The organism is Lactonifactor longoviformis (assembly GCF_042848515.1).
GTDB classification, from domain to species: Bacteria; Bacillota; Clostridia; order Lachnospirales; family Lachnospiraceae; genus Lactonifactor; species Lactonifactor longoviformis.
In genome coordinates this window covers 3,822,238-3,848,199 of the sequence record NZ_AP031453.1, presented here as the reverse complement: position 1 = coordinate 3,848,199, position 25,962 = coordinate 3,822,238, and the positions used below count along the sequence as shown (strand labels likewise).

General features: G+C 51.6%; 32 protein-coding genes and 1 pseudogene. 31 read left to right on the top strand and 2 right to left on the bottom strand.

The features are described 5' to 3' along the window. Nucleotides 1–155 precede the first annotated feature (155 nt). From ACGHCT_RS17480 to ACGHCT_RS17330, 31 genes and pseudogenes are all read left to right on the top strand, one after another. Nucleotides 156–488: a hypothetical protein gene (locus ACGHCT_RS17480; RefSeq protein ID WP_390437071.1), complete on the top strand. Its 333-nt coding sequence runs from the start codon at nucleotides 156–158 to the stop codon at nucleotides 486–488. Beyond that, nucleotides 485–868, top strand: a complete 384-nt coding sequence (locus ACGHCT_RS17475; RefSeq protein WP_390437070.1) for a hypothetical protein — start codon at nucleotides 485–487, stop codon at nucleotides 866–868. The genes ACGHCT_RS17480 and ACGHCT_RS17475 overlap by 4 nt, the downstream gene beginning before the upstream one ends. Then, nucleotides 869–1,213, top strand: a complete 345-nt coding sequence (locus ACGHCT_RS17470; protein ID WP_390437069.1) for an rRNA biogenesis protein rrp5 — start codon at nucleotides 869–871, stop codon at nucleotides 1,211–1,213. It begins immediately after the preceding gene. After that, nucleotides 1,213–2,346, top strand: coding sequence for a DUF2800 domain-containing protein (locus ACGHCT_RS17465; RefSeq protein ID WP_390437068.1), 1,134 nt, complete (start codon nucleotides 1,213–1,215; stop codon nucleotides 2,344–2,346). The genes ACGHCT_RS17470 and ACGHCT_RS17465 overlap by 1 nt, the downstream gene beginning before the upstream one ends. Before the next feature lies 1 nt (nucleotide 2,347). Then, nucleotides 2,348–2,902: a DUF2815 family protein gene (locus tag ACGHCT_RS17460; RefSeq protein WP_390437067.1), complete on the top strand. Its 555-nt coding sequence runs from the start codon at nucleotides 2,348–2,350 to the stop codon at nucleotides 2,900–2,902. 62 nt (nucleotides 2,903–2,964) lie between these two features. Beyond that, on the top strand, nucleotides 2,965–5,823 hold the full coding sequence (locus tag ACGHCT_RS17455) for a DNA polymerase (RefSeq protein ID WP_390437066.1): 2,859 nt from the start codon (nucleotides 2,965–2,967) through the stop codon (nucleotides 5,821–5,823). Between the two features lie 13 nt (nucleotides 5,824–5,836). Further along, nucleotides 5,837–8,203: a VapE domain-containing protein gene (locus ACGHCT_RS17450; protein WP_390437065.1), complete on the top strand. Its 2,367-nt coding sequence runs from the start codon at nucleotides 5,837–5,839 to the stop codon at nucleotides 8,201–8,203. 277 nt (nucleotides 8,204–8,480) lie between these two features. Beyond that, a complete protein-coding gene (locus tag ACGHCT_RS17445) occupies nucleotides 8,481–8,762 on the top strand; it encodes a VRR-NUC domain-containing protein (RefSeq protein ID WP_390437064.1) in 282 nt (93 codons plus the stop codon). After that, nucleotides 8,743–10,110, top strand: coding sequence for an SNF2-related protein (locus tag ACGHCT_RS17440; RefSeq protein WP_390437063.1), 1,368 nt, complete (start codon nucleotides 8,743–8,745; stop codon nucleotides 10,108–10,110). The genes ACGHCT_RS17445 and ACGHCT_RS17440 overlap by 20 nt, the downstream gene beginning before the upstream one ends. Then, nucleotides 10,088–10,348, top strand: a complete 261-nt coding sequence (locus ACGHCT_RS17435) for a hypothetical protein (RefSeq protein WP_390437062.1) — start codon at nucleotides 10,088–10,090, stop codon at nucleotides 10,346–10,348. The genes ACGHCT_RS17440 and ACGHCT_RS17435 overlap by 23 nt, the downstream gene beginning before the upstream one ends. 71 nt (nucleotides 10,349–10,419) lie before the next feature. Continuing rightward, nucleotides 10,420–10,572, top strand: a complete 153-nt coding sequence (locus tag ACGHCT_RS17430) for a hypothetical protein (protein ID WP_390437061.1) — start codon at nucleotides 10,420–10,422, stop codon at nucleotides 10,570–10,572. Nucleotides 10,573–10,779: 207 nt separating this feature from the next. Beyond that, on the top strand, nucleotides 10,780–11,133 hold the full coding sequence (locus tag ACGHCT_RS17425; RefSeq protein ID WP_390437060.1) for an HNH endonuclease: 354 nt from the start codon (nucleotides 10,780–10,782) through the stop codon (nucleotides 11,131–11,133). Nucleotides 11,134–11,443: 310 nt separating this feature from the next. After that, the gene (locus ACGHCT_RS17420) at nucleotides 11,444–11,638 is read left to right on the top strand and encodes a hypothetical protein (RefSeq protein ID WP_390437059.1); all 195 of its coding nucleotides are present in this window, start codon (nucleotides 11,444–11,446) and stop codon (nucleotides 11,636–11,638) included. Then, nucleotides 11,631–12,419, top strand: a complete 789-nt coding sequence (locus ACGHCT_RS17415) for a phosphoadenosine phosphosulfate reductase family protein (RefSeq protein WP_390437058.1) — start codon at nucleotides 11,631–11,633, stop codon at nucleotides 12,417–12,419. Before ACGHCT_RS17420 ends, ACGHCT_RS17415 begins: the two co-directional genes overlap by 8 nt. Before the next feature lie 48 nt (nucleotides 12,420–12,467). After that, a complete protein-coding gene (locus ACGHCT_RS17410) occupies nucleotides 12,468–13,580 on the top strand; it encodes a hypothetical protein (protein ID WP_390437057.1) in 1,113 nt (370 codons plus the stop codon). A gap of 5 nt (nucleotides 13,581–13,585) precedes the next feature. Further along, nucleotides 13,586–13,804, top strand: a pseudogene (locus tag ACGHCT_RS17405) (DNA cytosine methyltransferase); the annotation flags it as partial. After that, nucleotides 13,781–16,036 (top strand): DNA (cytosine-5-)-methyltransferase, encoded by a 2,256-nt coding sequence (gene dcm, locus ACGHCT_RS17400; protein ID WP_390440211.1) that lies wholly within the window; start codon nucleotides 13,781–13,783, stop codon nucleotides 16,034–16,036. The pseudogene ACGHCT_RS17405 and the gene dcm, both read left to right, overlap by 24 nt. A 75-nt stretch (nucleotides 16,037–16,111) precedes the next feature. Further along, on the top strand, nucleotides 16,112–16,591 hold the full coding sequence (locus ACGHCT_RS17395; RefSeq protein WP_390437056.1) for a phage terminase small subunit P27 family: 480 nt from the start codon (nucleotides 16,112–16,114) through the stop codon (nucleotides 16,589–16,591). Continuing rightward, on the top strand, nucleotides 16,591–18,141 hold the full coding sequence (locus ACGHCT_RS17390) for a terminase large subunit (protein WP_390437055.1): 1,551 nt from the start codon (nucleotides 16,591–16,593) through the stop codon (nucleotides 18,139–18,141). The genes ACGHCT_RS17395 and ACGHCT_RS17390 overlap by 1 nt, the downstream gene beginning before the upstream one ends. A gap of 65 nt (nucleotides 18,142–18,206) precedes the next feature. After that, complete coding sequence (locus ACGHCT_RS17385; protein WP_390437054.1) at nucleotides 18,207–18,824, top strand: heterodisulfide reductase-related iron-sulfur binding cluster; 618 nt, start codon at nucleotides 18,207–18,209, stop codon at nucleotides 18,822–18,824. Nucleotides 18,825–18,873: 49 nt separating this feature from the next. After that, complete coding sequence (locus ACGHCT_RS17380) at nucleotides 18,874–19,077, top strand: hypothetical protein (protein WP_390437053.1); 204 nt, start codon at nucleotides 18,874–18,876, stop codon at nucleotides 19,075–19,077. 94 nt (nucleotides 19,078–19,171) lie between these two features. Next, the gene (locus ACGHCT_RS17375; RefSeq protein WP_390437052.1) at nucleotides 19,172–20,434 is read left to right on the top strand and encodes a phage portal protein; all 1,263 of its coding nucleotides are present in this window, start codon (nucleotides 19,172–19,174) and stop codon (nucleotides 20,432–20,434) included. Between the two features lie 144 nt (nucleotides 20,435–20,578). After that, nucleotides 20,579–21,304: a head maturation protease, ClpP-related gene (locus tag ACGHCT_RS17370; protein WP_390437051.1), complete on the top strand. Its 726-nt coding sequence runs from the start codon at nucleotides 20,579–20,581 to the stop codon at nucleotides 21,302–21,304. Nucleotides 21,305–21,306: 2 nt separating this feature from the next. After that, entirely contained in the window at nucleotides 21,307–22,515 is a 1,209-nt protein-coding gene (locus ACGHCT_RS17365) for a phage major capsid protein (protein WP_390437050.1), read from the top strand. Between the two features lie 56 nt (nucleotides 22,516–22,571). Beyond that, the gene (locus tag ACGHCT_RS17360; RefSeq protein ID WP_390437049.1) at nucleotides 22,572–22,850 is read left to right on the top strand and encodes a head-tail connector protein; all 279 of its coding nucleotides are present in this window, start codon (nucleotides 22,572–22,574) and stop codon (nucleotides 22,848–22,850) included. Beyond that, complete coding sequence (locus tag ACGHCT_RS17355; RefSeq protein WP_390437048.1) at nucleotides 22,850–23,233, top strand: phage head closure protein; 384 nt, start codon at nucleotides 22,850–22,852, stop codon at nucleotides 23,231–23,233. The genes ACGHCT_RS17360 and ACGHCT_RS17355 overlap by 1 nt, the downstream gene beginning before the upstream one ends. A 38-nt stretch (nucleotides 23,234–23,271) precedes the next feature. Next, the gene (locus tag ACGHCT_RS17350; RefSeq protein WP_390437047.1) at nucleotides 23,272–23,655 is read left to right on the top strand and encodes an HK97 gp10 family phage protein; all 384 of its coding nucleotides are present in this window, start codon (nucleotides 23,272–23,274) and stop codon (nucleotides 23,653–23,655) included. Continuing rightward, the gene (locus ACGHCT_RS17345) at nucleotides 23,652–23,969 is read left to right on the top strand and encodes a hypothetical protein (RefSeq protein WP_390437046.1); all 318 of its coding nucleotides are present in this window, start codon (nucleotides 23,652–23,654) and stop codon (nucleotides 23,967–23,969) included. The genes ACGHCT_RS17350 and ACGHCT_RS17345 overlap by 4 nt, the downstream gene beginning before the upstream one ends. Nucleotides 23,970–23,975: 6 nt before the next feature. Beyond that, complete coding sequence (locus ACGHCT_RS17340; RefSeq protein WP_390437045.1) at nucleotides 23,976–24,569, top strand: major tail protein; 594 nt, start codon at nucleotides 23,976–23,978, stop codon at nucleotides 24,567–24,569. 16 nt (nucleotides 24,570–24,585) lie between these two features. Further along, nucleotides 24,586–24,963, top strand: a complete 378-nt coding sequence (locus ACGHCT_RS17335) for a hypothetical protein (RefSeq protein ID WP_390437044.1) — start codon at nucleotides 24,586–24,588, stop codon at nucleotides 24,961–24,963. Beyond that, a complete protein-coding gene (locus ACGHCT_RS17330; RefSeq protein ID WP_390437043.1) occupies nucleotides 24,960–25,124 on the top strand; it encodes a hypothetical protein in 165 nt (54 codons plus the stop codon). The genes ACGHCT_RS17335 and ACGHCT_RS17330 overlap by 4 nt, the downstream gene beginning before the upstream one ends. Before the next feature lie 38 nt (nucleotides 25,125–25,162). On the opposite strand, the gene ACGHCT_RS17325 is transcribed toward ACGHCT_RS17330, so the two are convergent. Continuing rightward, entirely contained in the window at nucleotides 25,163–25,492 is a 330-nt protein-coding gene (locus ACGHCT_RS17325) for a type II toxin-antitoxin system RelE/ParE family toxin (RefSeq protein ID WP_390437042.1), read from the bottom strand. Further along, complete coding sequence (locus ACGHCT_RS17320; protein ID WP_390437041.1) at nucleotides 25,489–25,809, bottom strand: type II toxin-antitoxin system Phd/YefM family antitoxin; 321 nt, start codon at nucleotides 25,807–25,809, stop codon at nucleotides 25,489–25,491. Before ACGHCT_RS17320 ends, ACGHCT_RS17325 begins: the two co-directional genes overlap by 4 nt. Between the last annotated feature and the right edge of the window lie 153 nt (nucleotides 25,810–25,962).

Here is a 25,962-nt window from a genome sequence, read left to right as displayed (position 1 = left end):
TCCAAAGAGTTGATCGGCATCCTGCAGGCAATCAGCATTGTGGCGAAGAACCTGGCGGAGAAGCTGATGCGGATTGACCGGGAGATCAAAGAGTATGAATCGTGCCAGACAGGGATGCCTGGGAAACGAAAAAAAGCGGAAAGGAAAGTAAGGATATGGGAGAAAGGAAAAAAGTTTTTATCTGCAGCCCTTTCCGTGGGGATGTGGAAGGGAACAGCGCAAAGGCGGCTGGGTACTGCCGGAGAGCTTATGAAGAAGGGCATCTTCCCATTGCTCCCCATCTGCTGTTTCCGCAGTTTTTGAATGAGGACAGTTTAAAGGAACGGGCAGACGGGATTGCAATGGGGTTGGAGCTGTTGCTTGGCTGTGACGAGATCTGGGTGTTCGGGGAGGCCACTGAGGGCATGGAGCAGGAAATCCGGTTTGCAGTGGAGCATGGCATCCACATCTGGTTCAAGGAAGACGTGGAAGGAGGCAGTGAGGTATGAAGCTGGTGATGGTTGTGACGAAGCTGACGGGAAATGAGAAGAATGACCGGGCGAGGGCGCAGGAGTATTGCCGTTATGCTGCCCACAAGGGAGTGATTCCGGTCAGTGCTTATCTGAACTTTCACGGAATGTTCCCGGATGAGCTTGGCGGGGCGGTGGAGCATGTGCTGGCTGTCCGGCTGGCAAAACGGGTGGATGAGATTTGGGTGTTTGGGAATGAGACGGATGAGGAGAAGCAAAAGCGGATTGAGGAAGCCTGCCGGGAGTACGGCGGCAGGGCGAAGTATTTTGACGCAAGGGAGATCGGGGAGGATTTGCTGCTCTGCACCATGTTCTCCGAGGAACTGATTGAAAAGCTGGAAGAAATGGAGGAGTTTTAGATGGGAAGCGAATTGTTGAAGATGGCGGACGGGTTTGCTTTGGTTGCGGAGAGCCTGCGGGAGTTGGCGGGACAAGCTGCGGAAGAAGCAAAGCCGGATGCGAAGCAGGAGAGCAGAACAGGGAAGGGTATGGCAGATAAGAACACAGCCGGAGCGAAGGCGGATAAGAAGAAAGAGGAACAGAAGGTGGCTGTGGAGGATATCCGTGGGGTGCTGGCAGAAAAGTCACAGGCTGGGAAGTCCAAGGAAATCAAGGAACTATTGGGGAAATACGGTGTGGCAAAGCTGTCCGCCGTGGAGGAAAAGGATTATCCGGCGCTGCTTGCGGAAGCGAAGGTGTTGTGATGGGGAGACATGCGCTGTTATCTGCTTCCTCCTCCAAGCGGTGGCTGAACTGTACACCGTCCGCAAGACTGGAGGAGCAGTTCAAGGGAGATACCGGGAGCGTGTATGCGGAGGAAGGCACTGCCGCCCATGCCCTGGCGGAGCATAAGCTGAAACGGATGCTGAAACGGCGTTCCAAGCGTCCGGTGTCGGATTACCAGTGTGATGAGATGGAAGAATGTACGGATGAGTATGTTTCCTATGCCATGGAGCAGATTGAACTGGCGAGGCAGAACTGCAAAGACCCGGTGGTGCTGATTGAGCAGCATCTGGATTATTCCGCCTATGTGCCGGAAGGGTTTGGAACCGGGGATCTGGTGATCGTTGCGGACGGGGCATTGACGGTCATTGACCTGAAATATGGGAAAGGCGTGGCTGTGGAGGCAGAGTGGAATCCACAGATGATGTTGTATGGACTGGGAGCTTTGGAGTTGTTTGATGCCATCTATGATATTGACACGGTGCGGATGACGATTTACCAGCCGAGACTGGAGAGTGTCAGCACCTGGGAGATTTCTGTTTCTGACCTGATGGACTGGGTGGAGACGGAACTAAAGCCGAAAGCACAGCTTGCCATCCATGGCGAGGGTGAGTTCCGGTGCGGCTCCTGGTGCCGGTTCTGCAAGGCGAAGGATATCTGCAGGGCGAGGGCGGAGGAATACCTGAGACTGGCGCAGATGGAGTTTCAGGCTCCGGCGCTTCTGTCGGATGAGGAGATTGCGGAGATTTTGAAGGTTGCGGATGACCTTGCGAAGTGGGCGGCGGATGTGTATGCTTTTGCCACGGATGAGGCAATCACCCACGGGAAGCAGTGGGCAGGCTTTAAGCTGGTGGAAGGCCGGAGCAACCGGAAGTATACGGATGAGGAGGAAGTGGCGGAGGCGGCGAAGGCTGCCGGGTACACGGATATTTATAAGAGCACGCTGGTGGGCATTACGGAGATGGAAAAATTGATGGGTAAGAAGAGGTTTTCGGAGGTGCTTGGGAAGCTGGTGTATAAGCCGCAGGGCAAGATTACCCTGGTGACGGAATCGGATAAGAGGGAAGCAGTGATGACAGCAACCGCAGAGGCGGATTTTAAGGAGGCAGAATAACATGGGAAATGAGAATGCGAATGTAAATGTAACAAAAGTGATTGTACCCTGCAGGTTTTCTTACCTGCATTGCTGGGAGCCGAATGCGGTGAACGGGGGAGACCCGAAGTATTCGGTATCAGCCATCATTCCAAAGTCGGATGTGGAGACTTTGGAGAAGATCAAGAGGGCTATTGAGCAGGCGAAGAAAGATTCGGTTTCCAAGTGGGGCGGGAAAGTTCCGGCGAACCTGAAACTGCCGCTCCGTGACGGGGATATTGACCGCCCGGAGGATGAAGCCTATGCGGACAGTTATTTCTTCAATGCAAATAGCAGGCAGGCTCCGCAGGTGGTGGATAAGAACGTGCAGCCCATTCTTGACCAGTCGGAGGTGTATTCCGGGTGCTACGGGAGGATCAGTGTGAACTTTTATGGGTTCAACAATAACGGAAACCGTGGGATTGCGGCAGGGTTAGGGAATATCCAGAAGCTGCGTGACGGGGAATCCCTGGGCGGCAGGAGCAGTGCGGAAGAAGATTTTGATGCTGTGGAGGACGAGGAAGATTTCCTTGGATAATGGAAGCAGGGCAGTGGGTGACCGCTGCCCGTTATCCAAAGTGAGGAGAAAAGGAGTCTGCCATGGAAAGGATTTTAGAAATAGATATTGAGACGTACAGCGATGTGGATTTGATAAAGTGCGGGGTTTACGCTTATGCGGACAGCCCTGCTTTTGAAGTGCTGCTGTTTGCCTATTCTTTTGAGGGAGGGGAAACGCAGGTGGTAGATCTGGCACAGGGTGAGGAACTGCCGGGAGAAGTGGCAGCGGCCATTTTTGATGATGATGTTATGAAAACGGCTTTCAATGCCAACTTTGAACGGACTTGTCTTTCTAAGCATTTCGGGAAACAGCTATCCCCGGAATCCTGGCATTGCAGCGCGGTACAGGCGGCCATGCTTGCACTGCCCCGGTCTTTGGAGGAAGTTGGGACTGTGCTTGGGCTGGAACAGCAGAAGATGAAGGAAGGGAAGGAGTTAATCCGGTATTTCTGTATGCCGTGCAAGCCTACGAAAGCCAATGGAGGAAGGACACGGAACCTGCCCTGCCATGCGCCGGATAAGTGGGAGCTGTTTAAGGCTTACTGTATCCGTGACGTGGATGTGGAGAAGGGGATACGGAGGAAACTGCAGCATTTTCCAATTCCTGAAAGTGAGATGGAACTGTACCGCCTGGATCAGAAAATCAATGACCGGGGTGTATTGGTGGACAGGGAGCTGGTGCGGCAGGCGGTGTCCTGCGATCTGCTGTATAAGGGTATTGTGACGAAGAGGGCGTATGAACTGACCGGGTTGGAGAACCCCAATTCTGTGGCACAGATAAAGTCATGGCTGGGAGAAAACGGCGTGGAGATGGAAAGCCTGTCCAAAAAGGTGGTGGCCGGGTTGATCGAGGAATCAGACGGGGAGGTGCAGGAGCTTTTAAGGCTCCGGCTTCTCATGGCGAAGACTTCCGTGAAAAAGTATGAAGCTATGGAACGGGCTGTCTGTTCAGACGGGAGGGTGCATGGCTTACTGCAGTTTTATGGAGCCAACAGAACAGGGCGATGGTGCCTGACAGGTGATCATGAGGTTCTAACTTTTGATGGCTGGAAGCGGCTTGATGAGTGGAAGGGCGGAGCGATTGCTTGTTGGCATCCGCATGGGGAGACTGTGAGTTTCCAGAAGGCGGGTCAGGTGGAGTTTGATTATGAAGGACAAGTGTATGAGTACAATGATAAAAGAATCAGTCAGGTTAGCACTCCGGATCATAAAATGTATGTCAAAAAGAGGTATGGTGGAGCATGGGTGGAAGATATTGTTGAGAATATGCAGACATACCGGCCAAGTATTCCATTTACGGGGGTGCGCAGGACGGCAGCCGGCATGGAGCATGAAAGACTCCGTGTCATGGTGATGGTCCAGGCAGACGGGCATTATACCGAAGACGGCACTATACGTTTTCATTTTAAGAAAAAAAGGAAGATTGACAGGTGTAAGTATTTATTACGCAGGGCATCTATCCCCTTTGTTGTAAGGAACAATGACCAAACGGGGGTTTGGACATTTACGGTTGCTTCCCGAGATGTGCCTTTATGGCTCCGGGTTTTTAAGGATAAGGTGTATGGAGCATGGCTTTTTGATGAAAGTGCAGATGTGTTTTTTGAAGAACTACCGCATTGGGACGGATACTACAGTGCGGAAAATAGCATCCAGTACAGCACCTGCTGTAAACAAAATGCTGATATGGTTCAGGCTTTTGCCCACATCAGCGGCAGGAGTGCAGTTATAAAAGTTAAAAAGCGTTCAGAGAAGCATTCGGGCTGGAAAGATTCATATGTAGTTGATATCTGGATGACACCTGGAAATTGCCATGAAATACGGAACAAGGCAGAAGTATCAGAATATTTTGGAAAGGTTTATTGCGCAGTCACCCAGACAGGATATTTTCTGGTCAGGAGAAATGGCAGAGTGTGGATAACAGGAAACTCAGGGCGTTTAGTACAGGTGCAAAATCTTCCCCAGAACCATATCCCGGACTTGGAAGTTGCCAGGAGTCTTGTGAAGCAGGGACGGTTTGAGGATGTGGAGCTGCTTTATGATTCCACGCCGAATGTGCTGTCGGAACTTATCCGCACCGCTTTTATTCCAAAGCCGGGATGCCGTTTTGTGGTGGCAGATTTTTCTGCCATTGAAGCGAGGGTGCTGGCATGGCTGTCCGGAGAGCAGTGGAGGCTGAATGTATTTGCTTCCCACGGGAAAATCTATGAGGCTTCGGCATCCGCCATGTTCCATGTGCCGATAGAGGAAGTGACGAAAGGCTCACCGCTCCGGCAGAAGGGGAAGATTTCAGAACTGGCTTTGGGTTACGGGGGCTCTGTAGGCGCACTGACTTCCATGGGTGCTTTAGATATGGGGCTGGCAGAGGAAGAACTTGCCCCGCTGGTATCTGCCTGGAGGAGTGCCAATCCCCATATCACGCAGTTCTGGTGGGATGTGGATGCGGCGGCGGTAAAGGCGGTCACGGAGAAAAAGAAAACGAGGGCGGGGAGAATCGTCTTTGAATATAAGAGCGGGATTCTGTTTGTGGAACTGCCGTCAGGAAGGAAGTTGTCCTATGTGAAGCCCAGGATGGCACTGAACAGGTTTGGCAGGAACGGACTGACCTATGAGGGGATTGCCGAGAATAAGAAATGGAGCCGGATTGAGACTTACGGTCCGAAGCTGGTGGAGAATATCGTGCAGGGGACAGCAAGGGATTTATTGGCGGAGGCCATGCTCCGGGTGGAGGAAATGGGCTACCCCATTGTCATGCACTGCCATGATGAGATCATAGCGGAAGTGCCGGAGGGAACCGGTTCCGTGGAGGAGATGTGTGCGGTCATGGCGGTGCAGCCAAAGTGGGCGGATGGTCTGCCGCTCCGGGCAGACGGCTATGAATGTACTTTTTATAAAAAGGAATAGGAGGCAGGGGTTTATGAAGCTGTTTATTTCAACAGGGAATTCACGGATGGAGAAGCGGTGGAACGGCAGGGAGATGGAACTGGAGGAATTTGTCGGGCGTATTTCCACGACAATACGGACTTCGGAGACAGTAGAGCAGTACCGGAAGCTGTCTAAGGCAAAGCAGGATGACATCAAGGATGTGGGAGGTTTTGTGCTGGGGAAGCTGAAAGGCGGCAGGAGGAAGAAGGACTGCGTGGTGTTCCGGTCTGCCCTGACGCTGGATATGGATTATGCCACGGCTGACATTCCGGAGCAGATAGAACTGTTCTTTGATTTCCGCTGCTTTATCTATTCCACCCATAAGCACACCCCAGAGAATCCCAGGCTCCGTCTCATTATCCCGCTGGCCAGGACGGTATCACCGGATGAGTATACGGCAGCGGCGAGGAAGGTGGCGGAGGATATCGGTATGGAGCTGTTTGACGATACCACCTATGAACCGTCCAGGCTGATGTACTGGCCGTCCACTTCTGCGGACGGGGAGTTTGTGTTCCGGGACATTGAGGGGGAAATCCTAGACCCGGATACAATACTGTCCCGTTACAAAGATTGGAAGGATTCTTCGGAGTGGCCGGTGAGTAGCCGCCAGAAGACTGTGGTGCAGAGGGAGATGAAGAAACAGGCAGACCCGCTGGAGAAAGACGGGGTGATCGGAGCATTCTGCCGGACCTACGGGATTGAGGAAGCGGTTGCCGCTTTTCTGCCGGAGGTGTACCAGCCAAGTGCCATGCCGGGAAGGTTTGACTATATCCCTGCGGATTCCCAGGCGGGCGTAGTGGTTTATGAGGGGAAGTTTGCCTATTCCCACCATGCCACGGACCCGGCCTGCGGGAAACTGATGAATGCTTTTGACATGGTAAGGATTCATAAATTCGGAGAACTGGATGCAAAGGCATCCGGGGATGCAGATGTGGCAAAGCTGCCATCTTTTAAGGCAATGAGCGAGTTTGCGGTGAATGATGAGAAGGTAAAACGCCAGTTGATGAAGGAACGGGAAGACGCAGCACAGGCGGAGTTTTCACAGGAAGAATGGCAGTCCGCCCTGGAACTGGACCGTCAGGGGATGGTAAAGGATACGCTGGACAATCTGGTGACAGCCATAAGGCATGACGGACAGTTACGATCCATTGCGTTCAATCTCCACCGGGACGGCATTGACGCGGGGAAGGGACTGCCCTGGAAGCAAATCAAGCCGGGCTGGAATGATTCTGATTTTGCATCCCTGAAAGTGTACCTGAATAAAGGCTATGGCGTGTATTCCCCATCCAAAACGAAGGATGCGCTGCTTGCGGTGGCTTCCGAACGGGCATATCATCCGGTGAAAGAATATCTGGATGGTCTTCCGGTCTGGGATGGGGTAAAACGGGTGGATACGCTGCTCACGGATTATCTGGGAGCAGAGGATTCCGAGTATACAAGGGCAGTCATAAGGAAGACACTGGCGGCAGCGGCAGCAAGGATTTACCAGCCGGGGGCAAAGTTTGACAGTGTGTTGATTCTGAACGGCCCCCAGGGGATTGGGAAGTCCACGCTGTTTGCAAAGCTGGCAGGAGCCTGGTTTTCCGACAGCCTGACGCTGACGGACATGCGGGATAAGTCCGGACCGGAGAAACTGCAGGGCTATTGGATTCTGGAGCTGGGAGAATTGGCAGGAATGAAGAAGACGGATGTGGAGACGGTGAAATCCTTTTTATCCCGTGTGGATGATAAGTACCGTGCCAGTTATGGGCTGAATGTAGAGAGCCATCCGAGACAGTGCGTGATCGTGGGAAGCACCAATACGGAGAGCGGATTTTTAAGGGATATCACAGGAAACCGGAGGTTCTGGCCGGTACGGGTGAACGGGCAGAGTGTGAAGAAACCATGGCAGATTTCGCAGGAAGAAGTAACGCAGATCTGGGCGGAGGCTGTGGCAGGTTATAAAGGCGGTGAAAAACTGTTCTTAGAAGGGGATGTGGCGGCAATGGCAGCATCCGAGCAGGCGGAAGCGATGGAGACGGATGACCGGGAGGGTTTGGTCAGGACGTATCTTGAAAAGCTCCTGCCGGAAAATTGGGATGCCATGAGCCTTTATGACCGCAGGAATTTCTTAAGCGGCAGTGAATTTGGAGGAGAAAGCCAGAAGGGAAATGTGCGGCGAAGGACAGTCTGCAACATGGAAATCTGGTGTGAATGTTTTGGAAGGGATTCCTCTGCACTGAAAAAGATAGATTCCTATGAGATCAGCGGAATCATGCGGAAGATTGAAGGCTGGGAAAAGTGTACGGATACAAAGAATGGTATGCTGGCATTCCCTATTTATGGAAAACAGCGGGCTTATGTCAGGGAACGAGAATGAAAATCCCGTGAAAGTTGTTCCGTTTCTTGTTCCAGAAGAAGACAGGTGATAACAGGAACAAGCGGAACAAGGTGAATCTTGTTTTTTAGGGATGTTCTGAAAGAAAAGTGCCTTAGAATCAAGGACTGTGGCATTTTGAGAACAAGGGAACAAGAAAATCATACTGAGGTACGAAGAATAAGTAAAAAAGCAGATTGTGTATATGTAATATGCGCGTATAGGGAATATAAGGATTGTCGTTCTTTGTTCCGGGAGTGGGAATAGAGGTGTTTGCGATATGCGGGAAAATGAGATTGAAAGACAGCTTGCCATGGCTGCAAAAAAGATGGGAGGCATGGCGGTGAAGTTCGTCTCTCCCGGTTTGGATGGGGTGCCGGACAGGATTGTCCTGCTGCCGGGGAGGAAAATTGCTTTTGTGGAGTTGAAGGCTCCGGGGAAGAAGCTGAGAGTATTACAGGAAAAAAGGAAGCGGCAGTTAGAGGCATTGGGATTTCCGGTTTATGTGATAGACGGGGTGGAGCAGATTGGAGGTGTGCTGGATGAAATATGTGCCACATGAGTATCAGGAGTATGCGAAGGAGTTTATTGTGAATCAGAATATCAGTGCTTTGTTTTTGGATTGCGGGCTTGGAAAAACGGTAATCACACTGACAGCCATATGGGAATTGGTATTGGACTATTTTGATGTCAGAAAAGTTCTTGTGATTGCACCCCTTCGGGTGGCAAGGGACACCTGGCCTGGGGAGCTGGAAAAGTGGGGGCACCTGCAGGGGATTGAGCTGTCAGCGGTGCTTGGTTCCGAGATGGAGAGAACAACGGCATTGAATCGAAAAGCCAACGTGTATGTCATCAACCGTGAAAATGTGGAGTGGCTGGTGGCACATGGCAAGTGGGATTTTGACATGGTGGTGATTGATGAACTGTCCTCTTTCAAATCTCACAGGGCGAAACGGTTTAAAGCGTTGAAGAAAGTCCGGCCGATAGTGAGGCGGATTGTGGGGCTGACCGGAACCCCGGCACCGAATGGATTGATTGACCTGTGGGCAGAGATTGGGATTCTTGATATGGGGCAGAGGCTGGGGCGGTTTATCGGTGGCTACCGGGAACGGTTCTTTGTGCCGGACAAGCGGAACAGGGAGATGGTTTACTCCTACAAGTTGAGAGATGGGGCGGAAGAAGCGATTTATGGTTTGGTTTCGGATATCTGCATCAGCATGAAGGCGGTGGATTATCTGGAAATGCCGGACTGCATTTATAACCGGGTGGAAGTCGCCATGAGTGAGAAGGAGATGGAATTATACCGGAGGCTAGAAAGGGATATGCTCCTTCCTTTTGCGGATGGTGACATAGATGCGGTGAACGCCGCCGGGCTGTCCAACAAGCTGATGCAGATGGCAAACGGGGCAGTCTACGATGAGAATGGAGCGGTAAAGCATATGCATGACCGGAAGCTGGAAGCATTAGAGGATTTGGTGGAAGCGGCGAATGGAAAGCCCGTATTGGTTGCTTACTGGTATCAGCATGACTTGGCAAGAATCCGTGAGCGGATTGGGGCGGTGGAGCTGGATACCACAGAGGATTTTCAGAAGTGGAATGCAGGGGAAATTCCGGTGGCGGTCATCCATCCGGCCTCTGCCGGACATGGGCTGAACCTGCAGGCCGGAGGCTCTACCCTTATCTGGTTTGGGCTGACCTGGTCCTTGGAGTTGTATCAGCAGATGAACGCAAGGCTGTGGCGGCAGGGGCAGAAGGAAATAGTGGTCATCCATCATCTGATCGCCAAAGGTACACTGGATGAGAGAGTAATGGCAGCGTTGGAGAAAAAGGACTGCGGGCAGTCGGCACTGGTGGAAGCAGTGAGAGCGAGGATTGGAGGTTGGAAGGATGGACATGGACGAACTGTTTAAGGAGTACCGGGGATGGAAGAAAGACATGGGGCTTTTGGAGTTTGAATTTTCCAGGTTTGAGGGCGTGCCATATGAAGATGTGATCCAGAGCCTGTGCCTGTCACAACCGCAGGAAGAACGTGTGCAGACTGGACGTACTTCTGACCGGACAGGACGGGCGGCTTTGATTTACCGTCAGGTAAAAGAACAGATGGATGACGAGTGGTTCGATTATCTGGTAGAAAAGTATAAAAACTGAAAGAAGAAAAAGAGTTTTTTGAGTACGCGCTGGGGCAGTTGAGCGGCAGGCTCCCGGAGGTGATGCAGGATATGCTGGTAAGGGAGATGACGTGGAGGGAACTGGCGGAGAAGTATAATGTCAGTGAAACGATGATAGCAAAGTACCGAAAAAAGGCTATGGCAGAGATGAAGGAACTGTACCTGATGCGTGAAAAAACAGCGTGCTGCTATCTTCTGGATTGATGTCCTGACGGGGAGGTTGGGTAATGGTTTAGTAAAGGTACAGTGATGGTTTATTGAAAGTTTATTGGAACTTATGATATTCTTAGAATGCGAAGAACTGTAAGGAGCTCTGTGGAAAAAATCCATGGGGCTTTTTCTTTTGCCTTCGCATGGGCAGCGGGCTTTATCCTTTCACCGCTGCCCGTACATAGGAAAGGAGGTGGCACTGTGCCAATGAAACCGAAGAAGCCCTGCAAGCATCCGGGATGCCCGAAGCTGACGGACGGGGGTTATTGTGAGGAACATGAGGCATTGCACCGGGGCGACCGTGCCACGTCATCCGGACGTGGGTATGACAGACGGTGGCGCAGGGCAAGGAGCAGGTTCCTGAAAGCACATCCGCTGTGTGTCCGGTGCAGAGAGCAGGGCAGGCTGGTGAAGGCTACTGTGGTGGACCATGTCGTGCCGCACCGTGGGGATGGGCAGCTGTTCTGGGACGAGTCCAACTGGCAGGCGCTTTGTAAGAACTGCCATGACAGCAAGACCATGACCGAGGACCGATATCAGGAGTATAAATATTGACTGTGCCGTGAAAATTTCCGTGGACTGTGCATATCACGGTATTTCCCGTGGATTTTTCCGCAGGGGAGGGGCGGTGTAAATCTCCAGGAGTCTGCTCCCTGGACACCGCCGCCCCCTCAAACGTGAAATTTCGCAGAAATTAGCAGGGGGGATAGGAAACGGGACATCCCATTGTACATAAACGCAGGATATTCAAGACTTCCGGCAGATAAGGTACTGTCAGGAAGCAATGAGAATCCTGCGTTTTTGGACTGGGAAAGTATCTGAAAAAGGTATTTTTCTGGTCTTTTTTATTGAGGAGGATGGAAAGATGACGCAGGCACAGGCAGCACAGATAAAGGCGCTGCGGGCGCAGGGAACGGGATATAAAGCCATTGCTTCTGCAGTCGGCTTGTCCCGTGACATTGTGCGCAATTACTGTAAGGCACACGGCATGGAAGGCTATGGGGAAGCAGCGGCGCTGAACCTGCAGGCGAGAAGGAATACCGGAGGGACTGGTGCATGAGGCAGGCAGAAAGGATAAGCTGTACGCTGCCTCTTTTTCCGGCGGGAAGGATTCCACGGCAATGGTGCTCCGGCTGATTGAGGAGAAGCAGCCGCTGGATTTGATTTTATTCTGTGACACGGGATTGGAATTCCCGCAGATGTATGACCATGTGCGGAAGGTGGAGCAGGAAATCCCTGTCCCGGTGGTGCGGCTGAAAGCGGAGCGCGGTTTTGAATATTATATGTTCGATTACACGCCGGACAGGAGGCCGGGTTCCACCTATATAGGGAAGACCGGCATGAGCTGGGCAGGGCCGAAAAACCGATGGTGTACCAAACGGCTGAAAACACAGGTGATTGACCAGTATCTTTCCGGTCTCAGGAAAGAGTATGAGATCGTGCAGTATATCGGGATTGCGTCAGACGAACCACAGAGGGTAAGGGAATTTTGCTATCCTCTTGTGGACTGGGGGATGACGGAGAAGGACTGCCTGGATTACTGCTATGAGAAGGGCTATGACTGGGGCGGATTGTATCATCTGTTTGAACGGGTATCCTGCTGGTGCTGTCCCCTGCAGGGGCTGGAAGAGCTGCGGACCCTGCGCCGGGAGTTCCCTGAACTGTGGGAGCAGCTTCTGGAATGGGAATCCAAAACATGGCGGAACTTCCGTAAGGACTTCTCCGTGGATGAACTGGAGATACGGTTCCGGTTTGAGGAGGAACGGCGCCGTGAAGGGAAACGCATCCGGGGGAAGGAGTTTTTCCGGGAATTGAAGAAGAGATTAGGCAGGCACGGGTGACCGTGTTTTTTTGATACCGGGATAATTATTGGGACGGGGGAGAAATGGATGTTCAGGATTGCGGTGATTGATGCAGATCTGATCGGCAGGAAGAAGCACAGGTTCCCGAACCTGGCCTGTATGAAGCTGTCGGGATACCACAAAGGATGTGGGGATGAAGTGGTATTGAAGACGGATTATGAAGGACTGGAGGATTTTGATCAGGTTTATCTGTCAAAAGTTTTTACGGATACCGCCGTCCCGGAAGGCATTCTGGAGAAACCGAATGTCTCCTATGGCGGCACCGGGTTTTTCTACGATAAATCACCAAAGCTGCCGGAAGAAGTGGAACACCATATGCCGGACTACCATCTTTATGACGGCTGGGTACGGGAAAAGCTGGATGACGGGGCAAAAAGGAATGGATATCGCTTCTATCTGGATTATTCCATCGGATACCTTACAAGAGGGTGCTTCCGGAGATGCGAGTTCTGCGTGAACCGGAATTATGACCGGGTATATCTGCACAGCCCGTTAAAAGAGTTTCTGAATCCGGAGCGTAAAAAGATTTGCCTTCTGGATGATAACTTTTTGGGGCATCCGGAATGGAAACGGATGCTGGACGGACTGAAAGATACCGGAAGGCCGTTCCAGTTCCGGCAGGGACTGGATGAGAGGCTTCTGGATGAGGGGAAGTGCAGGGAATTGTTCTCATGCCGCTATGATGATGTGTACACGTTTGCGTTTGATGATATCAAAGACGCCGAAATGATTGAAAAGAGGCTTATCCTTGCACGGAAATATACGGATGCACCTCTCCGGTTCTATTGTTTCTGCGGATTCGACAGGGACGGTGTATGGGATGGAGCGTTTTGGGCGGAAGATATCTTCGGGCTTTTGAAACGTATCGAAATCCTGATGAAGTACAAGTGCCTGCCTTATGTGATGCGGTTTGAAAGATATATGGAAAGCCCGTTCCGGGGTGTGTATGTTTCCATTGCGAGGTGGGCAAACCAGCCGGGGCTGTTTAAGAAAAAGAGCCTGCGGGAATTTGCAGGACTCAATGGGACAGGAAGTGCCTGTTACAGATATATGGATGATTTTGAGCGGCAGTATCCACAGGCCGCTTATTTTTATGACCTGAAATATGAGGCAGTAAGCAGGGGAGGGGAACGGATATGAAGCAGCTGACATTTTTGGATATCTGCGCAGGCATCGGCGGGTTCCGCCTGGGGCTGGAGTCTGCCGGGCATAAGTGCATTGGTTACTGCGAGTATGATAAGTTTGCCAGGGCTTCCTATGAGGCCATGTATGATACGGAGGGAGAGTGGAAGGCAGAGGATGTGACAAAGCTGGAGCCGGGAGATGTCCCTTATGCGGATGTGTGGTGTTTTGGTTTCCCATGCTTTGAGGCCGGAACTCTTGTGATGACGGAGCATGGGTATAAAAGGATCGAGGATATTAAAAAGGGAGATATGGTGCTCACACACAGGCAGCGTTTCCGCCCGGTAGTTACACCGATGAAGCATAAGGCGGGGGAGATTTATGAACTGGACATCTTTGGGGTGGACCGTCTCCGTGCCACCGGAGAGCATCCTTTTCTGGTAAAAGACGGGGATTTATCTGTCTGGAAGAAAGCGGAGGAGCTTGTGCCGGGAGATTTGATTGCGGTTCCGTTGAACAGGGAAGAAAGACTGCCAGCGTGGAACGGGATTGTCTTTGAACGCCGTGGCCGGGAGTATCGTCTGAACGGCCTTGATATGACAAACCCGGATTTCTGGTGGTTCGTGGGCTGTTATATGGGTGACGGCTGGTACCGGGTTACAGCCCGGAAGGACGCTGCTGATAATTACCGGGCAGTGGTTTCCTGTAATGAGGAGAAGCTGGGGCGGCTGGAATCCCATGTGGGCGGCATGTTCCATTACAGTGTGGCGAAGGAGCAGACGGCATGGAAAGCGCATTTTGTGAATAAGGAACTGACCATGTTCCTGATGCAGTTTGGAAAAGGGGCAGGAGGAAAGCGTCTGACGGAGGCAGTGCTGGACCTGCCGGTTGAACTGCTCCGGGCATTCCTGCGGGGATATTTTGAGACGGACGGGTGCAGGGTGGGTAAATACCATCAGGCATCCACCATTTCCAGGGAACTTGCCTACGGTATCCAGGCATGTGTGCATAAAGCCTACCGGAGGCCGTGCGCCGTTTACCGGAATGAGATGCCGGAAACCTGCGTAATTGACGGCAGGACAGTCCGGCAGCATGATTTCTATATTGTAAGGTTTAAGGAGGAGCGGTCAGAAAAGGACGGCTCTTTTTTCAGGGACGGATATCTCTGGAGCCGTTTCAACGGCAGCCGGAAGGTCCCGTTTGACGGTTATGTCTATAACATGGAGGTGGAAGATGACAACTCATACACAGCATACGGCCTTGCCGTCCACAACTGCCAGGATATCTCCATCGCAGGAAAGCAGAGAGGGCTCAGTGGAAAAAGAAGTGGGATCTATTACAGCATCATTGACCTTGTCAAAGGCAAAGAAGAAAGCGATAAGCCCACATACTTACTTGTTGAGAACGTTAAGAACCTGCTTTCAGTTAATGGAGGCTTCGATTTTGCCGCCGTTCTCTCTGAAATGGACGAAGCAGGGTATGACGTGCGCTGGCAGGTGCTCAACTCCAAGGATTTCGGAGTCCCCCAGAACCGGGAGCGGATATTCCTTATCGCAGTTCTTAGAAGCAGAGGCGGACGGGAAATACTACCTGTCACCGGAGAAGACGGAGGAACTCTTAAAGAGGTTATAGGAGGGATGCAGGGCTACCGGGTGTATGACCCGTCCGGCATCTCCGCCAGCCTTGGGGCAGGCGGAGGCGGAATGGGGGCAAAGACCGGCCTGTATTTCATGGGAAATGTGAACCCCAGCGGGAACGGCATGAGCGGAAAAGTGTATGATGCCAGGGGGATTGCCCCGACGATCACAACAAACAACGGGCAGGGCAGCAAGGTATTTGTTGACCAGACCCTGAACCACCCGAAGGTTACGGAAGTGACAAGGTGCCTGGTGTCACGGTATCATGCCGGTCTTACGAACTATGGGGATTCCGGCGTGCTGGTGGAGGCACAGGCAATGCTGACGCCGGAGCGGATAGAGAAGCGGCAGAACGGTAGACGGATGAAGGAAGCCGGGGAGCCGATGTTCACGCTGACTGCCCAGGACCAGCATGGGGTGTATCTGCCGGAGGAATCGTCTGCGGATACGAAGACGGCGCTGCCGGTCAGGAATGGGACGAAGCAGGGGTATGATATGGCATATCCGGGTGACGGTGTGTGCCTGTCCTATCCGAACAGTGATACGAGGAGGGGCAGGGTTGGGAAAGGCTGTTCCCAGACGCTGGATACGGGATGCAGGATGGGGACGGTGACAAAGTGCGGGAGGATACGCAGGCTGACTCCCCGTGAATGTTTCCGGCTGCAGGGATTCCCGGATGAACTGTATGAGAAGGCGGCGGCCGTCAATTCCGAGACGCAGCTTTACAAACAGGCCGGAAATGCGGTCACGGCAACCGTGGCGTATGCGGTGGCCATGTCCCTGCCGGAGAGCAGGGAAGATGAAACAGGAGAAATCGGGGAAACAGAAGATCAGTAAAGGCTGACTGAAAACCGTAAGGAAATTTGATTTTTTAACTGGGAGTATATGTTCCGTAGGAGGGAGGTGAAGGCGGTGGCTCAGAGAGGGAGGAAGCCGAAGCCTACGGCAGTGAAAGTGCTGGAGGGAAATCCGGGGAAGAGATGCCTGGGCAGCAGTGAACCAAAACCAGAGAAAAAAGCGCCGCGCTGTCCTTCCTGGCTGGAAGACGAGGCGAAGAAGGAATGGAAGCGGATGGCGAAGCAGCTGGAACAGCTTGGCATCCTGACGGAGATTGACATGGCCGCCTTTGCTGGGTACTGCCAGGCGTATGCCCGGTGGAAGGAAGCGGAGGAATATATTACGGAACATGGGACGATCATGAAGACGCCGTCCGGGTACTGCCAGCAGGTTCCACAGGTGTCCATTGCCCAGACCTATCTAAAAATCATGAACCGTTTCTGTGAGCAGTTCGGGCTGACCCCGTCTGCCAGGAGCCGGATTCTGGCGGACAACGGGGCGGATAAGGAAAGTGATGCCATGGAGCTTCTGCTGTTCAAAGGGGGAAGCGGATAGTGTTTGACGAGGCAAAGGCGCAGCGGACGGTGGATTTCATCAGCTGTTTAAAGCATACCAAAGGGCGGTGGAGAGGGCAGAACTTTGAACTGCTCCCATGGCAGGACAGCATCATCCGGGATGTGTTCGGTACGGTAAAGGAAAATGGGTATAGGCAGTATAATACGGCTTATGTGGAGATCCCGAAGAAGAACGGGAAGTCTGAATTGGCAGCAGGGGTGGCTCTTTACATGACTTGTGGAGACGGGGAGTGGGGAGCGGAGGTTTACGGCTGTGCTTCCGACCGGCAGCAGGCTTCCATTGTGTTTGACGTGGCGGTGGATATGGTGGACCAGTGTCCGGCTCTGAAAAAGAGGATAAAACCGGTCATGTCTGTGAAGCGGCTGGTGTATCAGCCGACTAACAGTTTTTATCAGGTGCTTTCGGCGGAGGCGTATACGAAGCACGGGCTGAATGTTCATGCGGTGATTTTTGACGAGCTGCACAGCCAGCCGAACCGGGAGCTGTTTGATGTTATGACGAAAGGCTCCGGGGATGCAAGGACGCAGCCACTGTTTTTCCTTATCACTACGGCAGGGACAGACCGCCATTCTGTGTGTTTTGAGCAGCATCAGAAGGCGGAGGATATTATCCTTGGGAGGAAGATTGACCATACTTTTTATCCGGTGATTTATGGTGCTTCTGATGATGCGGACTGGACTTCGGAGAGTGTGTGGTATCAGGCGAACCCGTCCCTTGGGCATACCATTGATATTGAGAAAGTGCGGAACGCATATCTGAGCGCAAGGGATAACCCGGCAGAGGAGAATATTTTCCGACAGCTCCGGCTGAACCAGTGGGTGAAACAGTCCACACGGTGGATGCAGATGGAGAAGTGGGATGCCTGTGCATTTCCGGTGGATGAGGATGAGTTAAGGGGCCGGGAGTGTTATGGGGGATTGGATCTGTCCAGTTCCATTGATATCACGGCTTTTGTATTGGTATTCCCTCCGAGGGATGATGTTGAGAAATATGTGATTCTGCCGTATTTCTGGATACCGGAGGAGAACATGAAACTTCGGGTGAGGCGTGACCATGTGCCATATGATGTGTGGGAGAAGCAGGGATGTCTGATGACTACAGAAGGGAATGTGATCCATTATGGTTTTATTGAGAATTTTATTGAGGAGCTGGGGAAGAAGTTTCATATCCGGGAGATTGCATTTGACCGCTGGGGAGCGGTGCAGATGGTGCAGAACCTGGAGGGGCTTGGATTTACGGTGGTTCCTTTCGGGCAGGGCTTTAAGGATATGTCACCGCCGAGTAAGCGTCTGATGGAACTGGTGCTGGAGAAGAAGCTGGCTCACGGCGGGCATCCGGTGCTGCGGTGGATGATGGATAATATCTTTGTGCGGACAGACCCGGCGGGGAATATCAAGCCGGATAAGGAGAAATCTACAGAGAAGATTGACGGGGCGGTGGCAACGGTGATGGCGCTTGACCGGGCAATCAGGAATGAAGGAAATTCTGGTGGAAGTGTGTATGATGACAGAGGAATTTTGGTATTTTAAGATGCGTGGATTCATGATATACTGAGAGCAGTAAATCGGAATTTGTTTTAATAGGAGATGTCTTTATGAAAGTTTTGTTTGCACCCGGATGTGCTTTAAGAGAATATAAACCAGAGTTAATATCAAAGGTTATTCAGTTTTTAACAGAAAATAATGTGATAGATGATACCTATTTAACATGCTGTAAAATAGAATCAATTCAAAATGAAAAGACAGTAATGATTAATTGTTGTCCTGGGTGTAGCCATAAGTTTGAAACCTTAGGTTCCGACATAACAACTGTTTCTCTTTGGAAGATATTACTGGATACAGAGTTCCCTTTTCCAGATTATCACGGAGAAAAAATGTCGATACAAGACGCATGTCATGCAAGGAATCGTAATTCTTCTGAGATGCAAGAATCCGCAAGGGCATTATGTGAAAGAATGAACATTAACATAATTGAACCTATGCATACACGGGATGGTGCAAGATGTTGTGGTGGGTGCGCACAAAATGATCTTGAAACAAGAAGGAAAATGGCACAGAAAAGAGCAGAAGATTTTCCAGAAAACAATGTTGTCGTATATTGTACAGGATGTACCCGTAGTTTGAGCATTACTAATGTTAAACCACGACATTTACTTGATTTATTGTTTGGTGAGTTTACAGAAGGATTGAAACCGAAAGGTTGGGCTGATTAGCAACTCCCAGGTTGTGGGGAAGAAAAGTTTCGGTTTTACGGAGTTGGAAATGGAATTCTCAAAAGACGAGTTAGTGGAAGCACAAAGGCAGATTGATTCAACGCTGCACAAATTAAGGGAAACAATAAAGACTTTTGAGGAAAAAGAAAATGTGGAACGGTACAAGTCACAGATTACCCTGGCAAAGAGGCGGGTGAAAGCTTTTGAAATTGCAGGTTATTTCATAAGCAATGAGATTGAGCGAGATAACTGATTTTCAGTTGTTTAGAAAGTGAAATCCTTAAGGTTATTTTGGAAAGACATCTCTTCGGAGGTGTTTTTCTTTTACTCATTTTTAGGAGGCGCATATGAAACTACCATCCATTTTAGGAATCCGGGGTGCGAGGGATAAGCCAAAGGACAGCTACGTAGGTTCCGCTTATTCCTTTTTCTTTGGGAGGAGTACTAGCGGAAAGACGGTGAATGAGCGGACGGCCATGCAGACTACGGCGGTGTATTCCTGTGTACGGATTCTTTCTGAGACGGTGGCATCCCTGCCGGTCCATCTGTACCGTTATACGGAGACAGGAAAGGAGCGGGTGTATGACCATCTGTTGTACCGTCTGCTCCATGATGAGCCGAACCCGGAGATGACTTCCTTTGTGTTCCGGGAGACGCTGATGAGCCATCTATTGATTTGGGGGAATGCCTATGCACAGATTATCCGGGACGGGAACGGCAGAGTAGTATCGCTGTATCCGCTTCTGCCCGACAAGATGGAGGTTGACCGGAATGAGAACGGGCAGCTTTATTATATCTATACCCGGAACAGTGACGAGAACCCGAACTTTGAGGAGTACGGCAGGGTGTATCTGCGGCAGCAGGATGTGCTGCATATCCCCGGGCTTGGGTTTGACGGACTGGTGGGGTATTCCCCCATTGCCATGGCGAAGAATGCGGTTGGGATGACGCTGGCTTGTGAAGAGTATGGAGCTTCTTTCTTTGAAAACGGGGCAAATCCCGGCGGTGTATTGGAGCATCCGGGGGTTTTGAAAGACCCGGCAAAAGTGCGGGAGAGCTGGCATTCAGTGTATGGGGGCAGCAGGAACGCAGGGAAAGTGGCTGTGCTGGAGGAAGGGATGAAGTACCAGCAGATCGGCATTCCGCCGGAGGAAGCGCAGTTTCTGGAGACGAGGAAGTTCCAGATTAACGAGATTGCAAGGCTGTACCGGATTCCGCCCCATATGGTGGGGGATTTGGAGAAGTCCAGTTTTTCAAATATTGAGCAGCAGTCACTGGAGTTTGTGAAGTATACACTGGACCCTTGGGTAATCCGGTGGGAACAGTCCCTGCAGAGGGCACTGCTTCTGCCCCAGGAGAAGAATGAGTATTTCATCAAGCTAAATGTGGACGGGCTGCTCCGTGGGGATTACCAGAGCCGGATGACCGGGTACTCCATCGGGCGGCAGAACGGATGGCTGTCAACTAATGATATCCGGGAAATGGAGGATATGAACCTGATTCCGGCAGAGGAAGGCGGAGATTTGTATCTGATCAACGGGAACATGACGAAGCTGAAAGATGCGGGGCTGTTTGCCGGAAGGAACAGTAGGGATGAGAGTGCCGGATAGAATCTGGATAGAGAATAGGTAGGGGATAGATAAGAAATAGAATTTAACAGAAAGCAGAATACAGGGAAAGAGCAGGAGCCAACAGGTGAAAGGGAATCATCTGCTGGCTTTTTCTATGTCCTGAAATGGAAAGTGAGGTTTGGTATGAAGCGGAAGTTTTGGAACTGGATTCGGAATGAGACGGATGGGGAGCGGACATTGGTTCTGAACGGGGAGATTTCGGATGAGACGTGGTATGGGGATGAAGTGACCCCGAAGCTGTTTGAAAAGGAACTAAATGCAGGAGCAGGGAATGTGACGGTCTGGATCAATTCTCCGGGAGGGGACGTGTTTGCGGCGGCGCAGATTTACAACATGCTGATGGAGTACAAGGGGGATGTGACGGTGAAGGTGGATGCACTGGCGGCTTCGGCGGCCTCTGTGATCGCCATGGCCGGAACTTCGGTGCTGATTTCCCCGGTGGGCATGATGATGATCCACAATCCCATGACAATCGCCATCGGGGATTCCAAGGAAATGCAGAAGGCGGGGGAGATGCTGGACGAGGTGAAGGAGAGCATTATGAACGCCTATGAGATCAAGACAGGGTTGAGCCGGGCAAGGATTTCACACCTGATGGATGCGGAGAGCTGGTTCAATGCGAAGAAAGCGGTGGAGCTTGGCTTTGCGGATGGGATACTGGGCGGCGGTGTGGAAAAGACAGAAGATACGGCAGTTGGAACGGCGGAGAGCATGATGTTCTCCCGGACAGCAGTGACAAATTCGTTGTTGGGTAAGCTGATTCCCAAGCCGGAGGAGAAAAGGACACCAGTGGAGCAGTTAGAGAAGAGGCTGAACCTTTTAACACATCAAATGTATGGAGGGATTTGATTATGAGTAAGATTCTTGAATTAAGGGAAAAGAGGGCAAAGGCGTGGGAGGCGGCAAAGGCGTTCCTGGATACCAAGCGGGGGAATGACGGGCTGTTATCTGCGGAGGATACGGAGACGTATGAGAAGATGGAGAAGGACGTGGTGGATTTGGGAAAGGAGATTGAGCGTCTGGAGCGTCAGGCTGCCATTGATGCGGAACTGAATAAACCTACTTCCACGCCGATCACCAATAAGCCTAATGGTGACCCGGACGGGAAGGAGAAAAAGGGCAGGGCATCAGACCTGTACAGGAAGACTTTCTGGAATGCTATGAGGAGGAAGAACTTCTTTGACGTGGACAATGCACTGCAGGTGGGGACGGATTCCGAGGGAGGCTATCTGGTGCCGGATGAGTTTGAGAGGACGCTGGTGGAGGCTCTGGAGGAGGAGAACTTTTTCCGCAGCATTGCCACGGTCATCAATACGTCCAGCGGTGACCGGAAGATTCCGGTGGTGGCAAGTAAGGGGGAGGCATCCTGGATTGACGAGGAAGGGGCGTTCCCGGAATCGGATGACGCTTTTGGGCAGGTGGCGATCAGCGCCTATAAGGTGGCGACCATGCTGAAAGTGTCGGATGAGCTGCTGAATGACAGTGCGTTTAATCTGGAGGCTTATATTTCTAAGGAGTTCGGGCGACGGATTGGCTCCAAAGAGGAGGAAGCCTTTTTTGTAGGAGATGGAACTGGGAAACCTACGGGCATCTTTCATGCCACGGGCGGTGCTTCGGATGGGGTGACCACCACAACGGCGAATATCACTTTTGATGACGTGATGGACCTGTTCTATTCCCTGAAATCCCCATACCGGAAGAAGGCGCATTGGGTGCTGAATGACACTACGGTGAAAGCACTGCGGAAACTGAAAGATAATAACGGAAATTATATCTGGCAGCCATCTGTGCAGGCGGGACAGCCGGATATGATTTTGAACCGCCCGTACCATACTTCTGCCTATGCGCCGGAGCTGGCGGCCGGTGCGAAGGTCATGGCTTTTGGAGATTTCTCTTATTACTGGATTGCGGACAGGCAGGGCAGGAGCTTTAAGCGTCTGAATGAGCTGTTTGCGGCGAACGGGCAGGTGGGATTCCTGGCAAGCCAGAGGGTGGACGGAAAGCTGATTTTGGCGGAGGCGGTGAAGACACTGACCATGAAGGCAGGTTCCGGGGCGTAAGGAGGCGCTGCCTGTTAAATTAAGAAATTGCCGATGGATGTAGGAGGTGATGCTGGATGGCGGTTGTGACGCTGGAGGAGGCGAAGCAGTATCTACGGGTGGACAGCGGGGATGAGGACGATTTTATCTCCGGGCTTCTGGAGACCGGGGAGCGGATGTGCCGGGATGTGGCGCGGCTGGAAGCGGAGGAACTGGAAGAACATCTTCCCATGGCACGGGTTGGCATCCTCTATGTGGCCGCCTATCTCTATGAACACCGGGAACTGGCTGACCATAGGGATTTGGTGCAGACCCTGCGTTCCCTGCTGTTCGGCATCCGCCGGGAGGTGTTCTGATGGCAGAGGGCTGGGACGGCAGGAACAGAAATAGTAGTGCGGCTTTCCGGACAGTCCTTGGGGAGTGGAAGGAGCGGATTGTCATTCAGAAGAGCCGCACCGGAACGGACAAAGCCGGGAACCATGTGCTGTTTTGGGAGGACTATTATTTCTGTGCTGCCTGTGTGAACAATCTTTCCGGGAAGGAATATTGGGAGGCGGCGCAGGTGAGCGCACAGACGGAGGTTTACTTCCTTATCCGGTATTGTTCGGAAGTGGCTGCCATGGATACGGAGCATTACCGGGTTTTATTTCGGGGGCAGGTGTATAACATTACATTTCTGGATAATGTGAAGTACCGGAATAAGATTTTGAAGCTGCGGGCTTCCCTGATGAAACGGTGACGGGATGGAAATAGTGGATTTGGCGGAGGAAAGGAACGATGGCTGACAGGCGTGTGATGGTGGACCAGATGGCGGATGCCGTTATGGAAGGGCTTTTGGAGTATGCGGAGCTTGCCACGGATGTGATGAAGGACTGTGTGAAGAAGGCCGGGAACACGGTAAAGAAGGAGACACAGGCGAATGCCCCGGTGAAATCAAAAAGGTATCAGAAGAGCTGGGCGGTGAAGAGGCAGAAGGAGAGCAGCAATGCCCTGGAAGTCGTGGTCCACAGCAGGAACCGTTACCAGCTTACCCACCTGCTGGAGAAAGGCCATGCGAAGCGCGGCGGAGGCCGGGTGCGCGCCATTCCCCATATCGCCCCGGCGGAGGAAAAGGGCATCCGGGAACTGGAAGAGGGCATCAGAAGGGGGCTTTCAAAATGAGCCATGAGGATGTATTGGAGATGATGGAGGAAATGGGGCTTCCCTTTGCCTATGACCACTTTGTGGAAGGAGAAGCGCCAATGCCTCCGTTCCTTGTGTTTTTATATCCGAAGGCCGTGAATTTTGCGGCGGACGGGATTGCGTATTTCAAAGTGAACCAGCTTGACATAGAGCTGTATACGGATTTGAAACAGCCGGAAGTGGAAGAGCGGATTGAAGCGGTGCTGCTGAAACACGGGATATTCTATGGAAAGCGTGAAGTGTGGATTGAATCGGAGCGGCTTTATGAGGTGCTGTATGAGATGGAGGTATAGGAGCGAATGAATAATAAAGTGAAGTTTAACATCTGCAACTGCCATTATGCATTGCAGAAAATATCGGAGGCAGGGGAACTGACTTTTGAAACTCCGGTGGCGATGCCCGGCGCGGTGTCTTTGGCTTTGGACCCCAACGGGGAACCGGAGTCTTTTTATGCGGACGGGATTGAGTATTATATCATTGCCAACAACATGGGCTATGACGGGGACCTGGAACTGGCGCTGATCCCGGAGAGTTTCCGGACGGATGTTCTGAAGGAGGAGGCGGACTCCAATGAGGTGCTGGTGGAGAATGCCAATGTGGAGACCGGGGCTTTTGCCCTGCTGTTTGAGTTTGACGGGGATGCAAGGAAGATCCGGCATGTGCTGTATAACTGTTCTGCCAGCCGCCCGAAGATTGAGGGCAAGACCAATGAGGAGAGCCGTGAGGTGCAGACGGAGATACTGACAGTGAAGGCGAGGCCCATGGCGGACGGGTATGTGAAGGCGAAGACCGGAAACCAGACAGCGAAAGCAACTTATGAGGACTGGTATAAGACAGTGTACCTGCCTACTCCGAAGACGGTAACCCCGGCAGTGGAAGAAGGACAGGGTTAAAGGAGGATGAAGGGATATGAGCATTGTAAAGAAGGTTGGGATTGACGGGAAAGAGGTGCTGTTTAAGGCATCGGCGGCGATTCCGAGGATTTACCGTTTGAAGTTCCAGAGGGATATTTATAAGGATTTACGGGTGCTGGAGCAGAGCATCGGGGAAGGGGATGAGGAGCAGTCCAACCTGGATCTGTTTTCCCTGGAGATGTTTGAGAATATCGCCTATACCATGGCGAAGCACGCAGATCCGGCAATCCCGGATGACGTGGAGGAGTGGCTGGACGGATTTAATACGTTTTCCATTTATCAGGTTCTGCCGCAGCTGATTGAACTGTGGGGGCTGAATGTGAAGACAGAGGTGGAGGCTAAAAAAAACTTCGCCCGACAGAGCGTGAGATGACCACGCCGCTGTTCCTGCTCCGGTGCGTACAGCTGGGGATTTCTATGGGGGATATGGAACTGCTGTCTATTGGATTGATTAATGACATGTACAGTGAGAGCAGAAATGACGAGTGGAAGTATGCGGAGGTGGCTACGCAGGAGGATATGGACAGGTTTTGACAGGCAAAAAGAAACGGCAAAGCATCTGCCGTTTCTTTTTACAGATCATGTTTAAGGATGCGTTTTTGTGCAATCTCATAGACTTCGTCATCTTCCCGTGCGCCGATTACAACAATCAGCATATCGTCATTACGGCGGATGAGCTGGTAGACGATACGCAGTCCGGCACCACGGAGTTTGACTTTTAAAAAGCCGGAAAGATTGGTGTTGTTTTTGTTTCCCAGGAGTTTTCCATAGCCGCCTTCGTTTTCTGGTAATGGATTCTGGCAGACTTTCTGAATCGCTTTCCGAATCAGGATTTTCTGGCTGCCATCCAGTTTGCGGAGGTCTTCAAGGGCTTCCGGAAGGTATTTGACATCCCAGCTCATTCAAATTCAATGCCGTCCGTTTCTTCATAGTCTGCGGGGCTGAATCCAAATTCCCGGTCCACCTGTTCCTGGGAGATAACGGTGGAGGGGTTAAAAGCAGTCATGCGCTGTGTGGCAGTGGCTAAGAGTCTTGCATCATTTATCTCATCCAGAAGGTGGATATATTCTTCCGGGGAAAGAAGGACACACTCTGGGGAGTTGTTTTTCATGACAACCTTGGCACCATGACGCTTTACTTCTTCAAAGATTTTCCCGGCTAATCCACGGTTGAACTGGGAAATGGGGATTGTGTTTTCAATCGCACTTCTGATACTCATAATCATCACCTCTTTACTATAGTATATGAAATATCAGTTGAAAAGTCAATGGATTTACTGATAAAATTACTGCTTAAATATATTTTATGCAATTCTACATATTTTATGAAAAAAAATAAATCAGCCTTTTACATAGCATCTTGGAAATAAGGG

Coding starts and splice junctions, on each gene's coding strand:
- ACGHCT_RS17480 (WP_390437071.1), top strand. CDS start 156: ATGGGAGAAAGGAAAAAAGTTTTTATCTGCAGCCCTTTCCGTGGGGAT.
- ACGHCT_RS17475 (WP_390437070.1), top strand. CDS start 485: ATGAAGCTGGTGATGGTTGTGACGAAGCTGACGGGAAATGAGAAGAAT.
- ACGHCT_RS17470 (WP_390437069.1), top strand. CDS start 869: ATGGGAAGCGAATTGTTGAAGATGGCGGACGGGTTTGCTTTGGTTGCG.
- ACGHCT_RS17465 (WP_390437068.1), top strand. CDS start 1,213: ATGGGGAGACATGCGCTGTTATCTGCTTCCTCCTCCAAGCGGTGGCTG.
- ACGHCT_RS17460 (WP_390437067.1), top strand. CDS start 2,348: ATGGGAAATGAGAATGCGAATGTAAATGTAACAAAAGTGATTGTACCC.
- ACGHCT_RS17455 (WP_390437066.1), top strand. CDS start 2,965: ATGGAAAGGATTTTAGAAATAGATATTGAGACGTACAGCGATGTGGAT.
- ACGHCT_RS17450 (WP_390437065.1), top strand. CDS start 5,837: ATGAAGCTGTTTATTTCAACAGGGAATTCACGGATGGAGAAGCGGTGG.
- ACGHCT_RS17445 (WP_390437064.1), top strand. CDS start 8,481: ATGCGGGAAAATGAGATTGAAAGACAGCTTGCCATGGCTGCAAAAAAG.
- ACGHCT_RS17440 (WP_390437063.1), top strand. CDS start 8,743: ATGAAATATGTGCCACATGAGTATCAGGAGTATGCGAAGGAGTTTATT.
- ACGHCT_RS17435 (WP_390437062.1), top strand. CDS start 10,088: ATGGACATGGACGAACTGTTTAAGGAGTACCGGGGATGGAAGAAAGAC.
- ACGHCT_RS17430 (WP_390437061.1), top strand. CDS start 10,420: ATGCTGGTAAGGGAGATGACGTGGAGGGAACTGGCGGAGAAGTATAAT.
- ACGHCT_RS17420 (WP_390437059.1), top strand. CDS start 11,444: ATGACGCAGGCACAGGCAGCACAGATAAAGGCGCTGCGGGCGCAGGGA.
- ACGHCT_RS17410 (WP_390437057.1), top strand. CDS start 12,468: ATGTTCAGGATTGCGGTGATTGATGCAGATCTGATCGGCAGGAAGAAG.
- ACGHCT_RS17385 (WP_390437054.1), top strand. CDS start 18,207: ATGAAAGTTTTGTTTGCACCCGGATGTGCTTTAAGAGAATATAAACCA.
- ACGHCT_RS17380 (WP_390437053.1), top strand. CDS start 18,874: ATGGAATTCTCAAAAGACGAGTTAGTGGAAGCACAAAGGCAGATTGAT.
- ACGHCT_RS17375 (WP_390437052.1), top strand. CDS start 19,172: ATGAAACTACCATCCATTTTAGGAATCCGGGGTGCGAGGGATAAGCCA.
- ACGHCT_RS17370 (WP_390437051.1), top strand. CDS start 20,579: ATGAAGCGGAAGTTTTGGAACTGGATTCGGAATGAGACGGATGGGGAG.
- ACGHCT_RS17365 (WP_390437050.1), top strand. CDS start 21,307: ATGAGTAAGATTCTTGAATTAAGGGAAAAGAGGGCAAAGGCGTGGGAG.
- ACGHCT_RS17360 (WP_390437049.1), top strand. CDS start 22,572: ATGGCGGTTGTGACGCTGGAGGAGGCGAAGCAGTATCTACGGGTGGAC.
- ACGHCT_RS17355 (WP_390437048.1), top strand. CDS start 22,850: ATGGCAGAGGGCTGGGACGGCAGGAACAGAAATAGTAGTGCGGCTTTC.
- ACGHCT_RS17350 (WP_390437047.1), top strand. CDS start 23,272: ATGGCTGACAGGCGTGTGATGGTGGACCAGATGGCGGATGCCGTTATG.
- ACGHCT_RS17345 (WP_390437046.1), top strand. CDS start 23,652: ATGAGCCATGAGGATGTATTGGAGATGATGGAGGAAATGGGGCTTCCC.
- ACGHCT_RS17340 (WP_390437045.1), top strand. CDS start 23,976: ATGAATAATAAAGTGAAGTTTAACATCTGCAACTGCCATTATGCATTG.
- ACGHCT_RS17335 (WP_390437044.1), top strand. CDS start 24,586: ATGAGCATTGTAAAGAAGGTTGGGATTGACGGGAAAGAGGTGCTGTTT.
- ACGHCT_RS17330 (WP_390437043.1), top strand. CDS start 24,960: ATGACCACGCCGCTGTTCCTGCTCCGGTGCGTACAGCTGGGGATTTCT.
- ACGHCT_RS17325 (WP_390437042.1), bottom strand. CDS start 25,492: ATGAGCTGGGATGTCAAATACCTTCCGGAAGCCCTTGAAGACCTCCGC.
- ACGHCT_RS17320 (WP_390437041.1), bottom strand. CDS start 25,809: ATGAGTATCAGAAGTGCGATTGAAAACACAATCCCCATTTCCCAGTTC.